This is a genomic window from Marinobacterium sp. MBR-109 (genome assembly GCF_040547565.1).
Classification (GTDB): Bacteria; Pseudomonadota; Gammaproteobacteria; order Pseudomonadales; family Balneatricaceae; genus Marinobacterium.
Genome location: NZ_JBEPPZ010000005.1, coordinates 167,940 through 179,810, shown reverse-complemented (window position 1 = coordinate 179,810; position 11,871 = coordinate 167,940). Strand labels below are relative to the sequence as shown.

The following is an 11,871-nucleotide window of genomic DNA, read 5'->3' as shown; positions in this document are numbered from 1 at the left end:
TATGAAACATCTGAAGTCTCTGAACAAAAAAGCACAACTGATCAACCAGTCCGTGAGCCCGGACGAGGTCGAAGACGTTGTAGCCATGCAAACGGTGGTGGGCTGTACCGCCACTACTGACCCGGGCTGGGAGCTGGATCCCTTCGGTGGACTGGGTTCACTGTGTCAGCCGATGGAAGCGGATCTGTACGGCTGTGCCGATGCCTGCTGGTGGCCTGCTCAGGTGCCCGACACCATGAACACCTATCCGGACTGGAACAAGGATGTGGCGAAGGCCACACAGGACTGGCGCAAGCTGGACGGTATCTTTGAGGATGGTGAATAAGGGAGCCTGGCAATGAAAATAAGCAAAATGTTCAAATCGACCGCTCTGGCCGGCTCTTTGGGTACGGCGGCCCTGCTCAGTGCAGTGGCGCCAGCGGCCGCGGCTGCGCAGGAATACCTGCTGACCGTGACCCGCCCCGGTCATCTGCATGTGATCGACATGAAGACCAACAAAATCGAGCGCACCTGCGACATTCCGGGCAACTTCGGTTCCGGCTCCATCGCACCTTCGCCGGACGGCAAGATCGCCTACGTGCTCAGCAACGGCATGGAAGATGTGTACGGTTTTGATATTCGTACCTGCGAGATTACCTTCCACGCGGCTCAATCAACGCCGACCATGAAGGTAAAAACCTTCCAGTCGCTGACGGTAAGCCCCGATGGCAAGGAAGTCTATACCGTACAAAACCCGTTTGGCATGGAGCGCGACCGCCTTACTGTAGAACAGCCCCGCCTGGCGGTGTTCAACGTGGCGGATGGTGTCGGTGCCAAGCCGGTACGCACCTTCCCGGTGGATCGTCGTATCACCAAAATTGCGGCTACGGCCAAGGGTGACGTGATCCTCGGCGGTGCCGATGTAAAATCGATCGATCCGAAGACTGGTGAAGTCAGCATGGTGACACCGCTGCAGAACTGGGAAAAGGGTCCGTTGTGGCTGCCGCCCGATGCCTTCGCGATGCACTCCCAGGGTGAGCAGAGCAACGAGTACATCATGCCGTACGTCACCGCCAAGTTTGACTCTGAAGAGTGGAACTTCGAGACGGCCGAATGGTGGTGGGGCATGAGCCGTGTTGATCTTGAAACCGGTGAAGCCACGCGCATGGAAATGATTCCGTTCGAGTACATCATCTTCAACTTCATCTCTGATCCGCGTGACCCGAACATCCTGTATGGCGCGTTCAACACGCTGTCCAAGCATGATATTCGTACCGGTGAAACGCTGGCGCTGCGTGAGATGGAACACACCTATTACAACCTGAACATCACCGCCGATGGCAAGACCATCTACGTGGGTGGTACGGCGAGTGATATTTCGGTCCATGACTCCGAAACACTGGAGAAGATCGGCTCCATTGAGCTCAGCGGTGATATGACCACCTCTGACCTGCGTGTAGCCACCATCAGAGACTGATATCTGATCAGGCCCTCAATCAGGTATAGTCAACGGGAGGTGCCGGTAACGGTCCTCCCGTTTTTTGTTTATACACAGGATGCAAGGAAACGCTCACCATGCTGAATTGGCTGGTACGCGCCATCCACGCCCCGGACAAAAGCCGTCTGGAGCAGGGGTTTCGCTGGTTGTACAGCTTCGTTAAGCCGCAACGCAAGGCGATTGCAGGCCTGTTGCTGTTGTCTTTTGTTGGTTCGGCGCTGGTGCTGCTGCAGCCCTGGCTGACCAAACTGCTGATCGATGACGGCTTGCTGGCCAAGGATTACGGCATGCTGGTCCAATTGGCCATCGCAATGATTCTGGTCGGCATTTTCGGCACGGCACTGTCCGGCCTTAACCGTTACCTGCACACGCGTCTGTCCGGACGCATTCTGTTTGCCCTGCGGACCGATCTCTATGCTCACCTGCAGCGTCTTTCGCCCACCTTCTTTGGTCAGCGCCGTATTGGTGATCTGATGTCACGCATCGACGGCGATGTGGCTGAAATTCAGCGTTTTGCGGTCGACAGCCTGTTCTCGGCGGTGAGCAGTATCATCGGTTTGATCGGTGCGCTTGCTCTGCTGGTGACACTGTCCTGGAAGCTGTCGTTGCTGGTGCTGATACTGATTCCGCTGGAAGTGCTTTGGCTGCGCTGGATGCGGCGCAAAGTTGAGGTCAATACGCGCGAGTTGCGCGAACGCTCGGCGGACCTGTCCAGCTTTCTGGTAGAAACCATGCCGGCGATGAAGTTCATCCAGTCCAGCGGTCAGGAAAACCGTGAACGCACCCGTCTGGGCGGGCTTAATGATGGCTACCTCAGTCAGTTGCTGCGGCTGCAGATTACCGAATTCTTTACCCACGCGATCCCCAACACCCTGACCTCCATGACCCGTGCCGCGGCTTTTCTGGTGGGGGGCTGGTGGGTTATTCAGGGACAGTGGCAGCTGGGTTCGCTGATCGCCTTTTCCACCTATCTGGGTATGGCCACGGGGCCGGTGAACAGCCTGCTGGGTTTGTATGTTGCCATTCAACGCATGAGCGTCAGCCTTAACCGTGTGAGCGAGCTGCGCCAGGCTGACGCCGAGATCGAGTCGCCACAAAGCCCGCGCGCGCTGCCACAGCCACTGCGTGGAGAGCTTGAGCTTGAGCGGGTCTGCTTTGCCTACAGCGGACGAGGTCCGGTGCTGGATGATGTGAGTGCCCGCCTGCAGGCCGGCATAAAAATCGCCTTGGCGGGCGCTTCGGGGGCGGGCAAATCCACACTGATCGATCTGCTGCAGCGTCATTACGATCCTCAGCAGGGGCGGATACTGCTCGATGGTGTTGATATCCGTGAGCTGAGTCTGTCGGACTTGCGCCGCACCATTGCGGTGGTATCCCAGGAAATAACGCTGTTCAGAGGCTCGCTGGCTGACAATCTGCGCTACGCCTGCCCGGAGGCCAGTGATGAACAGGTGCGTGATGCGGCCCGCGAGGCTCAGCTTGATGAGTTGATTGAGCGTCTGCCGCAGGGACTCGATACCCCGCTGGGCGAGCGAGGCCAGCAGCTGTCCGGTGGTCAGAAACAGCGTATCGCCATTGCGCGGGCACTGCTGCAGCAGCCTGCGGTGCTGGTGCTGGATGAAGCCACGTCGGCGGTGGATGAAGCCACCGAGCAGCAGGTGATTGCGGCTGTAGACCGGCTGTTTGCCGACCGCACCCGCATTTTGATCAGTCACCGTCCCTCTACCCTGGCGGGAGCCGACCTTCGTTTGCTGCTGCAGAACGGCCACCTCCGTGAAATAGAGGAGGTGGCGGATGTCGGTTGAACCCATCCGTATCGGGGTAGTGGACTCCGGCCATTCAGCGCAACAGGCGGTGGTGTCCAGTGCCGCCTTTGTGCTGCAGGATGGTCAACTCTGGCTGACGGAAGCGGAGCCGGATCAGTTGGGACATGGCACTCGCATCATTGAAATCATTCAGCACCTGATGCCCGAGGCGGAGCTATTCAGTGCACAGGTATTCGGCGATCGATTGTCCACCACCGCCGCGCAGGTCGCGGCTGCCATTGACTGGCTGGTGGAGCAGGGGGCGCAGGTGATCAATCTGAGCCTGGGCCTGCGACAGGATCGTGAAACGTTGCGTGACGCCTGTGCGCGTGCCTTGCAGCAGGGCGTCATCCTTTGTGCCGCCAGCCCGGCCCGGGGCGAGCCTGTGTATCCGTCCGCCTATCCCGGCGTGTTTCGCATGACCGGTGATGCCCGCTGTGATCGGGAGCAGATCTCTCATCTGGAAACCGAGTTTGCCGATTTTGGCGGCTGTGTCCGGCCTCTGGACGACAGTCTGGGGCAATCGGGTGCCAGCATGGGCTGTGCCCACCTGAGTGCGCTGGTGGCGCGCGCTCTGCAACGGGATGTACATAGTCTCAGTGGGGTGCGGGACTGGCTGGTACGCCAGTCCCTCTATCATGGGCCGGAGCAGCGCAGGGGCGTCTATACAGGAGCACGGGATGAATAAGACACAGATTCTGGTTTTGGGCGGAGGCCCTGCCGGTGGAGCGGTTGCGATCGGCCTTGGCAGGCTGGGTTACCCGGTCACTGTGGTGAGCGAGCCACGTCCCTTTGATGCGGTCGAGGGCATTTCCGACCGTGTGGTGCAGGGGTTGCAGGGCGCCGGGTTCAACCTGGCACTGGAGCAGATGGCACAGCCTTCGCCACGGCGTGTGACCTGGAACGGAATCACCAGTGCGGCCAATACCGAGCGTCTGATCCCTCGTCAGGCCTTCGACCTGGCATTGCTGGATGATCTGAAGGCGCAGGGTATTCACGTGATTCAGGGGCGTGTAACCGGTTGTCAGTCAGATACAGTCGGCCATGTTGTCGATGTCACGCTTGCGAGCGGCCAGCACCTGCAGTTGCAGGGCGATTTTCTGGTAGAGGCCCGCGGGCGAGCGGCCCCGGCAGCCGGCGTACCCCGCGTGAAAGGGGCCCAGACCGTATCCTTGCTGCAGTATTGGCAAGGGCCGGCGGATACACCCTGTTCGGCAGTCCAGAGCTTCGCCGATGGCTGGGCCTGGATGGCTCTGCGTGCCGACGGGCGCCGCTACCTGCAGCTGACACTGGATGTGGCCAGTGCCGATCTCCCGCCCAAGCGCGAGCTGGGCGACTGGTGTCAGGCGCGTCTGAGCCAGCTTGAGCAGGCTCGGCCCTTTATGGCCGGCGCCGAACCGGCTGGCGAAGTCTATGCGCGTACCAGTACACCGGTTTTGTGTGAGCACAGTGTCGGTGATAACTGGATTCGAGTGGGCGATGCCGCCATGGCGGTGGACCCGCTCTCGGGCAACGGCATTTTTCAGGCACTGTCATCGGCCTTGCAGGCCCCGGCAGTGATCAATACGCTGATCAATCATCCAGAGCGGGCGGATCTTGCCAAGCAGTTCCATGAGGCCCGGATTGAAGGGCTGTTTTACCGTTTTGCACGCATTGGACGTGACTTTTATGCACTGGAGTCCCAGTGGCCGACCAACCCGTTCTGGCAGGGACGCAGCCAGTGGCCGGATCAGGTCCCGCTGCATCTGGACGTGACGCCCGATCAGGTCACCACCGGCGTACGGCCCGTGGTACAGGATGGGCTGATTCGTGAAGCACAGGTGGTGATTACCCCCGATCAGCCTTTGGGAATCTGGCATCTCAATGGGCTGGAGCTGGCCCCGCTGCTTGAGCAGGTCAGGGCACGACCCGATCTGACGCCTGACGAGTTGCTGTCACGCACGCATGGCGCGGTGATGGGAGAGCGTTTGGCGCTGTGGATGCAACAGCAGGGCTGGGTTTGATCGCAAATTAAGACTTCAATAATACAAAAAAGCAATGAGCTAAATTGGTTTCTTCGGTTTTTACATTTTAAGGATTTCTTCAAGCCGGAGGTAAGCCTCTACATGTTTTTCCGGTTTCATCCCTGTCAGGTTCTGCAACTTCCAGCGGACGGCAGGTAACTGGTCAACGCCAGTTAGACCCAAAAGAGCCCAATCGGGAGTGCGATTTTTGAATGACAGTAAAAACGTCCGATCCTGTGGTGTCAGCGTGGCATTGATGAGCTTTACCAGTTGCTCCCGTGTTGCTTCAAGTTCAGCCAGGGGGATGTCCTGGTCAGCCATATTGCGAAATTCTCCCTCGTAGACACCTGAAATATCTTTAAAATTTGGCCTGATCAACTCGGCAATAGGCCGTGGATGGCTGATGATGTATACCAGCAGGGCTTTGCGTAGGTCATCGCTGAACCCTTCGTTATCGAGTAGCAGCTTGACGTCGAAAAGATCTCGTGGATGCTGGCGATCCAGTGCTGCGCAGATTTTGCCGGCATACAAATCCGCGAAGCTCACGACGGCCATCTCGGCAAAGCCAAACTCTTCTTCAACGGCTTCACTGACCGGTATGATTCCGGGTTGGTAAACTGTTCCACGCAGTACAGGGGAGAGCTCGATTTTGATTTGGATACCATCCCGCTCCACCAATAGGCGCAGGGCATCCACTTTATCCTGGAAGGAGCGAACAACCCGAGTATTGTCGATGCTGGTGGTGATGCTTGCAGCCAAGGTATCCAGATGACTTTTAATGGTTTTCAGAGCCTCCTGCCGCTCCATCATGGGAAGAAAAACCAGATCGATATCGACTGAAAGCCGGGGAAAGTCACGAACAAACAAGTTGATAGCGGTGCCACCCTTGAGAGCGAAACAGTCGTACCGGGAGACAAAGGGAATAATTCGCAGCAACAGCTGAACTTGTCGGTAGTATTGGCTTTGTCTGTCCATGTTACCTACATCTCCTTCGGTACGGTAATCTGCCAGGTTGGCTCCAGCCTGCCGCCTTTGGCGAGCAGTCGCTTACCGGTTCCCAGCGTATACTGATTCGGTGTCAGGTGCTTGAGCCAGGAGTGTTGGTGTCTTCCTGCCAGCCAGAGAAAGAGCCGTTTCACTTTGATACTGCAGCAGGTTTTCAGTAAGGCGTCCAGCTTGCGTGGTGAGAGGTTGTGCAGCCCCTGCATCAACTGGTCAGCATGTTCAAAGCTGATGGTGTTGGGCACCTCTGCCAATAGCTCAAGAATGGCTTTTTCCGGGCAGGAATAGTGGAGTGGGGGGAGTGATGCCTGCCAGATGTCTTGTCGGAGATACTTATCATCTTGCATCAGGGTCTCTGGCCATAGGCGGCGTGTGCCGTGCCACTCAAACTGTGCCGGGACGTCGATTCTGCCCAGCCACCGGGGGAGCGCCGTATCGGAATAGAGCTGAACCCTTGGTTTGTTTCCCTTGGACAGGTAATGGCCAAGACCTTCCAGCTCTAACGCGGTTAAACCTCCGACATGGACAGGAGCATCGGACATGCGTTGCAAGGATGCAACAACCCCTTTCCAGGAAAGCCTTGCTTCCTGCCTGATGTAAACACCGGCTGCGAGGGGGATCAGCGTCCGGTTACGCACCGCATTGTCCAGAAAATGCAGGTTGAGCCCTTGTGCCTCCAGCCATGATTTGGTGGCTACCATATCCAAAGGCAGCACCTTCTGTAGCTGCTGTCTCGCTTCAGTATTCAGCATGGCTGGCCTCAGACGGTTTGTAAAAAATAAAATACACGTTGATTATTACCGTGTTTTTGATATCTATCAAACCAATCTACTTCTGATGGTTTGTAAATTTTTAATTTCACGCTAGTTAGTGCCGTGAAAATGATGTTTTTAAAACCCAATTTTGCCGAGCAGGTGTGTAAGGCACTGCTCCACCAGTTCAAGAAGGGTACACTGGTACAGGCACTCACAGACTGGCATCAGTCGGCGGATATTGATCTGATTTCTCCTTCGTAGCTGGGAACTTCGGCCCGTTTTCGTGCCTGCATACATTGAATCTCTGCAAGGACAAAACATTGATGCGATTTGCCCCCCCGCTTGAAGCCGTGACACTGCTGCGGCGTTACAAGCGTTTTCTGGCGGATGTACGCCGTGCCGATGGCAGTGAAATGACGGTGCATTGCCCCAATACCGGCTCAATGAAGAACTGCGTGCTGCCAGGCGTGGAGCAGCCTGCACTGATTTCCGACAGCGGCAACCTCAAGCGCAAGTACCGCTACACACTGGAGGCCTTGCAGGTGGCTCATGGCCATTGGGCGGGCGTGAATACCAGCCGCACCAATGCGCTGGTGGAAGAGGCCATTCGTGCCGGCCAGATTCCCGAACTGTCACCGCTGACCGGTGTCGAGCGTGAAGTGACCTTCGGTGACAGCCGTTTCGATCTTGCGCTGGGAGAGCGTAAGCAACCGCATACCTTTATTGAGGTGAAAAACGTCACCCTGGGGCCAGGGCCATCTGATCCAGATGATGGCATTATCGCCTTTCCCGACTCGGTTACCGAGCGTGGTCAAAAACATCTGCAGACGCTGATGCAGGTTGTGGCGCAGGGCCATCGGGCCGTGCTGTTTTTCTGCGTGCAGCACACGGGGGCGACTGCGGCCCGGCCGGCGGACGAGATTGATGCTCGCTACGGTGAACTGTTGCGCATGGCGATGGCGCAGGGAGTTGAAGTGCTGGTCTGGCGCGTCAGTCTTTCGGCTGAGGCCTTTGTACTGGAACACTCCCTCCCGTTGCAGGTATAAGGTAGAGTCGATCATCGTGATGAAACCTGAATTCTGTTGGAGATAGCCATGTTGGTAGCGGATGACTCAGCTGCTCAGGCGCTGGAAACAGACGCCAGCGTCTACAAGACTCTGCTGGAGTCGACCCGGGCGATCCCCTGGAAAATCGACTGGAAAACCCTGCGCTTTGCCTACATTGGTCCACAGATTGAGCCACTGCTGGGCTGGAGCCCGGAAAGCTGGGTCAGTGTTGAGGATTGGGCAACGCGAATGCACCCGGAAGACCGTGAGTGGGTGGTCAACTTCTGTGTATCACAGTCACAAAGCGGCGTTGACCATGAGGCGGACTACCGGGCCCTGACGGCCTCGGGTGATTATGTCTGGATTCGTGATGTGGTGCATGTGGTGCGTGACGAGGCCGGTGAGGTGGAGGCCTTGATCGGCTTCATGTTCGACATCAGTGAGCGCAAACGTACCGAGCAGGAGCTGTTGCGTCTGCAGAAAGAGCTGGAAGAACTGTCCCTGCGGGATGGGCTGACAGGTGTTGCAAACCGTCGCCATCTTGATCAGGTGCTGCAGCAGGAGTGGGAACGGGCGCGGCGTCACAACCAGCCGTTGTCACTGGCAATTTTCGATATCGATTACTTCAAGCAATACAATGACTGCTATGGTCACCTGCAGGGAGATGAGTGCCTGAAACAGGTGGCGCAGCTGTTACAGGCTGCCATTCGCAGTGGTGATTTTCTGGCTCGCTTCGGGGGGGAGGAGTTTGTTCTGGTTCTGCCGCAGACTGACCGCGAGGCGGCACAGAGAGTGGTGCAGCGCTGTTATGAGCAACTGGCCAAGGCGGGTATTGCGCACCGCGACTCTCCGATTTCCGAGCAGCTGACCTTCAGTTGTGGTTTGGGCAGTTGTCTGCCTGGTGTGATTGAAACCCTTGAAGCCTTTGTTGAGCGGGTTGATCGCTCCCTCTATCAGGCCAAGCATCGCAATCGCAACGCACTGGTGATCGCCGATACGGACTGAGCCTCAACCTGTGGCCTGTCGTGAAATGATCACCGCCGTTCGCAGTCCTTCCTTGCCAAAGCGCGCCATGCGCCAGAAATGATTTCGGGGCACCGGCACGTTCTGGATATCCAGCCGCGTTTTATCATCCTCTTCGTCCACTTCCGGATCATGCAGATACACGTAGTGGTTGTCGATTCCGGTGAGCACTACCCAGTGCGGGCTCTTTTGCCGACTGAAACGCCAGCTGCTGATCAGCATCAGCACAAAACGACCGGCTGAGAGTGCCTGCTCCAGCGCTTCGAGGGTGACCTCTTCACTGTGTTCGAGGATGCCGGCGGCATCGATCTGCTGCTTGAAATCCTGATGCACCAGCTCCAGCACTTCCTTTTTCAACTCGGTGCGAACACCGTGAATGAACAGCGGGCCTTCACGGTTAATATACAGCTCCACCTGAAAGCCGCGCCGCCAGGCTGCCAGTGCCAACCCACGCGGGCCGCAGCCACCGTGGCCGGTGGTCATGAAAATGGAGGTGGCTTCGCGCCAGATCTGCAGCTCCTGCCGCCGATCCATCACGATGGCGGGGTTCAGCGCTTTCATCGCCATCAACAATGAGGCGGGGCCGCAGGTAAAGGGCAGGGTCTGCCCATACCAGGGAACCACACCCGGTGAACGGGTAGTCAGGGCCAGAAGGCGCTTCTGGAAGCGCAACGCCGGAGCGTGATCCTCGTAGTAGTCTTCATACAATCCAAACTGGCGGTAGCCCAGCTTTTCATACAACTGGATGGCACTGGCATTGTCGGTGCGCACCTCCAACCGCAAGGCAAGGCAGTCATGCTCCAATGCGGCCTGCTCCGCCGCCTGCATCAGCTGACGGGCGATACCCTGTCCACGCATGCGATCGTCAACAGCCAGTGAATAGATGCGCCCGAGCGAGGTGCCGCGATGGAACAGCACCAGTACATATCCCACAAGGCCAACGGTTTCACTGCTGGCGGTGAGCAGGGCGCAGTGGCCGCGCTTGAGCATCCAGCGAAACTGGCGCCGGCTGATACGGTCTTCACTGAAGGTCTGGTTTTCCAGCGCAACCAGAGCCGGTAGATCCTGCAGGCTGGCCGGACGTAACTGAACACTGTCGGTCATGACGATCACCACTGAAAAGAATAGCTCTAGCCTACTGCCGGAACGGCCTGCAGAGCCAGTGGAGGGCAGAAATATTGTTTGCCCCCGATTGCGCAACCGGGCAATGCATTCCATAGTGACACTCAGGCATCACAACAGGTTGAACCATGACAAAACTGAAAATCGTCGTTGATAAAAAAGAGGACTGGCAGGCGTTTTATCCGGCTGACCAGCTGATGAGCGCTCACGAATATCTGGCGCAGGGCAGTCACAAGGATCGTACCCCGGTACAGATCATCAACCTGTGTCGCAACTACCGCTATCTGAGTTACGGCTACTACACCTCGCTGCTGGCTGAAGCGCGCGGCCACAAAGTGATTCCATCGATTCAGACCATTAATGACTTGGGGCGCAAGTCTGTCTACGGCCTGAACATGAAAAATCTGAACGAGCTGCTGGGCAAGCTGGTCAGCAAGGATGCCCGGCTGCGTGAACAACTTGAGGCGGATCGGCAGCTGGAAGTGACCCTCTGTTTCGGGCAAACCCTGTTTGCCCCGTTACAGGATCTGGCACGGCAGATTTTCGAGCATTTTCCCTGCCCTATCCTGCACCTCACCTTCCGCAAGGGTGAAAGCTGGCAGATCGAAACACTTAAAGCGGGTAGCCTGAAACAGCTGGACAGCGCTGAAGAGGATCTGTTTGCCACTGCCATTGATGCCTTCAGCCGCAAGCTGTGGCGCAAGCCCACGGCGCGTCGCAAGTACCGATATGACCTGGCGATTCTGGTGGATCGTGAAGAGGTGCTGCCGCCCTCTGATGCGCTGGCGATCAAACGCTTCATCCGCGCAGGGCGCCAGTTGGGCATCGATGTCAGCCTGATTGGCAAAAAGGATTTCAGCCATTTGGCTGAATATGATGGCCTGTTCATCCGTGAAACCACCTCAATCAGCAACCACACCTATCGCTTTGCCAAAAAGGCGGAGCATGAAGGGCTGGTGGTGTTTGACGACGCCACTTCGATTCTGCGCTGCTGTAACAAGGTGTATCTGTCAGACCTGCTGGCCACTAATGGCGTTGCGATGCCGGAGACCCATTTCCTGTTCAAGGACAACAAAAAGGAGCTGCAGCTGCTGGCCGAGTCTCTGAGCTACCCGCGGGTGCTGAAGATCCCCGATGGGGCTTTTTCAAAGGGGGTGGTCAAGGTCAGCTCGCCCGAGGAACTGCTGCGTCAGGCCGATGAATATTTCAAGCAGTCGGCCATCGTGCTGGTGCAGGAGTACATGTACACCGAATATGATTGGCGCATCGGCATTCTCAACAACAAGCCACTCTATGCCTGCAAATATTTGATGACCCGTGGCCATTGGCAGATCTACAACCACAGCAGCGGTCAGGCGGAGTCGGGTGGCTTTGAGACCCTGCCGGTGCATGAGGCGCCAGCGAAGGTGGTCAAGGCCGCGCTCAAGGCAACCAGACTGATAGGCGATGGCCTGTACGGGGTGGACCTGAAACAGTCCGGTGATAAGGTGGTGGTGATCGAAGTGAACGATAACCCCAGTATCGATTCCGGGGTAGAGGACCTCTATCTCAAGGACAGCCTCTATCGCATGATCATGGAAGAGTTTTTGCGCCGAATGGAACGGCGCCGACTTGGAATCGGACACTGATACAGACAGC

The 11,871-nt window shown here is 57.2% G+C and carries 11 protein-coding genes; 8 read left to right on the top strand and 3 right to left on the bottom strand.

The genetic code is table 11. The annotated features are described in order from the left end of the window. Window position 1: 1 nt before the first annotated feature. The 5 genes from qhpC (at window position 2) to qhpG (ending at window position 5,285) form a co-directional block, all read left to right on the top strand. A complete protein-coding gene (gene qhpC, locus ABIE60_RS08805; protein ID WP_091826707.1) occupies window positions 2–325 on the top strand; it encodes a quinohemoprotein amine dehydrogenase subunit gamma in 324 nt (107 codons plus the stop codon). A gap of 12 nt (window positions 326–337) precedes the next feature. Further along, window positions 338–1,456: a quinohemoprotein amine dehydrogenase subunit beta gene (peaD, locus tag ABIE60_RS08800; RefSeq protein ID WP_354469063.1), complete on the top strand. Its 1,119-nt coding sequence runs from the start codon at window positions 338–340 to the stop codon at window positions 1,454–1,456. A 98-nt stretch (window positions 1,457–1,554) separates the two neighbouring features. Beyond that, window positions 1,555–3,282 carry an ABC transporter ATP-binding protein gene (locus ABIE60_RS08795; protein ID WP_354469062.1) on the top strand — a complete coding sequence of 576 codons (1,728 nt, stop codon included), beginning with the start codon at window positions 1,555–1,557 and terminating at the stop codon, window positions 3,280–3,282. Beyond that, a complete protein-coding gene (gene qhpE, locus ABIE60_RS08790; protein WP_354469061.1) occupies window positions 3,272–3,970 on the top strand; it encodes a subtilisin-like serine protease QhpE in 699 nt (232 codons plus the stop codon). Before ABIE60_RS08795 ends, qhpE begins: the two co-directional genes overlap by 11 nt. Beyond that, window positions 3,963–5,285, top strand: a complete 1,323-nt coding sequence (gene qhpG, locus ABIE60_RS08785; RefSeq protein ID WP_354469060.1) for a flavin-dependent monooxygenase QhpG — start codon at window positions 3,963–3,965, stop codon at window positions 5,283–5,285. The genes qhpE and qhpG overlap by 8 nt, the downstream gene beginning before the upstream one ends. A 60-nt stretch (window positions 5,286–5,345) precedes the next feature. On the opposite strand, the gene ABIE60_RS08780 is transcribed toward qhpG, so the two are convergent. Next, window positions 5,346–6,260, bottom strand: coding sequence for a nucleotidyl transferase AbiEii/AbiGii toxin family protein (locus ABIE60_RS08780; RefSeq protein ID WP_354469059.1), 915 nt, complete (start codon window positions 6,258–6,260; stop codon window positions 5,346–5,348). A 5-nt stretch (window positions 6,261–6,265) separates the two neighbouring features. Next, a complete protein-coding gene (locus tag ABIE60_RS08775; RefSeq protein ID WP_354469058.1) occupies window positions 6,266–7,039 on the bottom strand; it encodes a type IV toxin-antitoxin system AbiEi family antitoxin domain-containing protein in 774 nt (257 codons plus the stop codon). Window positions 7,040–7,365: 326 nt separating this feature from the next. Here ABIE60_RS08775 and sfsA point away from each other — a divergent pair, with 326 nt between their 5' ends. Then, a complete protein-coding gene (gene sfsA, locus ABIE60_RS08770; protein ID WP_354469057.1) occupies window positions 7,366–8,088 on the top strand; it encodes a DNA/RNA nuclease SfsA in 723 nt (240 codons plus the stop codon). A 48-nt stretch (window positions 8,089–8,136) separates the two neighbouring features. Further along, entirely contained in the window at window positions 8,137–9,093 is a 957-nt protein-coding gene (locus tag ABIE60_RS08765) for a sensor domain-containing diguanylate cyclase (RefSeq protein WP_354469056.1), read from the top strand. A 3-nt stretch (window positions 9,094–9,096) separates the two neighbouring features. On the opposite strand, the gene ABIE60_RS08760 is transcribed toward ABIE60_RS08765, so the two are convergent. Then, on the bottom strand, window positions 9,097–10,215 hold the full coding sequence (locus ABIE60_RS08760) for a GNAT family N-acetyltransferase/peptidase C39 family protein (protein ID WP_354469055.1): 1,119 nt from the start codon (window positions 10,213–10,215) through the stop codon (window positions 9,097–9,099). A gap of 146 nt (window positions 10,216–10,361) precedes the next feature. Here ABIE60_RS08760 and ABIE60_RS08755 point away from each other — a divergent pair, with 146 nt between their 5' ends. Beyond that, on the top strand, window positions 10,362–11,861 hold the full coding sequence (locus tag ABIE60_RS08755) for a RimK family ATP-grasp domain-containing protein (RefSeq protein ID WP_354469054.1): 1,500 nt from the start codon (window positions 10,362–10,364) through the stop codon (window positions 11,859–11,861). Window positions 11,862–11,871: the final 10 nt, after the last annotated feature.

Excerpts from the sequence above, each read along its gene's own strand:
- qhpC (WP_091826707.1), top strand. The coding sequence starts at position 2 with ATGAAACATCTGAAGTCTCTGAACAAAAAAGCACAACTGATCAACCAG.
- peaD (WP_354469063.1), top strand. The coding sequence starts at position 338 with ATGAAAATAAGCAAAATGTTCAAATCGACCGCTCTGGCCGGCTCTTTG.
- ABIE60_RS08795 (WP_354469062.1), top strand. The coding sequence starts at position 1,555 with ATGCTGAATTGGCTGGTACGCGCCATCCACGCCCCGGACAAAAGCCGT.
- qhpE (WP_354469061.1), top strand. The coding sequence starts at position 3,272 with ATGTCGGTTGAACCCATCCGTATCGGGGTAGTGGACTCCGGCCATTCA.
- qhpG (WP_354469060.1), top strand. The coding sequence starts at position 3,963 with ATGAATAAGACACAGATTCTGGTTTTGGGCGGAGGCCCTGCCGGTGGA.
- ABIE60_RS08780 (WP_354469059.1), bottom strand. The coding sequence starts at position 6,260 with ATGGACAGACAAAGCCAATACTACCGACAAGTTCAGCTGTTGCTGCGA.
- ABIE60_RS08775 (WP_354469058.1), bottom strand. The coding sequence starts at position 7,039 with ATGCTGAATACTGAAGCGAGACAGCAGCTACAGAAGGTGCTGCCTTTG.
- sfsA (WP_354469057.1), top strand. The coding sequence starts at position 7,366 with ATGCGATTTGCCCCCCCGCTTGAAGCCGTGACACTGCTGCGGCGTTAC.
- ABIE60_RS08765 (WP_354469056.1), top strand. The coding sequence starts at position 8,137 with ATGTTGGTAGCGGATGACTCAGCTGCTCAGGCGCTGGAAACAGACGCC.
- ABIE60_RS08760 (WP_354469055.1), bottom strand. The coding sequence starts at position 10,215 with ATGACCGACAGTGTTCAGTTACGTCCGGCCAGCCTGCAGGATCTACCG.
- ABIE60_RS08755 (WP_354469054.1), top strand. The coding sequence starts at position 10,362 with ATGACAAAACTGAAAATCGTCGTTGATAAAAAAGAGGACTGGCAGGCG.